1 pseudogene is annotated in these 264 nt (G+C 46.6%); it reads right to left on the reverse strand.

The annotated features are described in order from the left end of the window. Positions 1 to 64: 64 nt before the first annotated feature. Positions 65 to 264 (reverse strand): annotated as a pseudogene (locus AAEZ00_RS21475) (NADH-dependent alcohol dehydrogenase); the annotation flags it as partial.

Here is a 264-nt window from a genome sequence, read left to right on the forward strand (position 1 = left end):
GCCTTGGATGTAGCAGCTCAAGCCTAAGCGATGAATGGGTTGATCGCCTAGGTTGTAAGCACTATTACCACGCCATGTCTAAAATCTTACGGCTGGTAGCTAAATCGACTTGGCCGCTTTCAGATAATGCCGTCATACCGTGTGCTTCTAAAGCATCTACTACGAGGCTAAGTTGTTCTTGCGTTACACCGTGATCGCGTAAACGTACTGGTAACCCCACTTGCTTGAAGAAAGCCTCTGTTTTATCAATGGCTTGATCTACAC

It is taken from the genome of Shewanella sp. S1-49-MNA-CIBAN-0167 (assembly GCF_040310145.1).
GTDB lineage: Bacteria > Pseudomonadota > Gammaproteobacteria > Enterobacterales > Shewanellaceae > Shewanella > Shewanella psychromarinicola.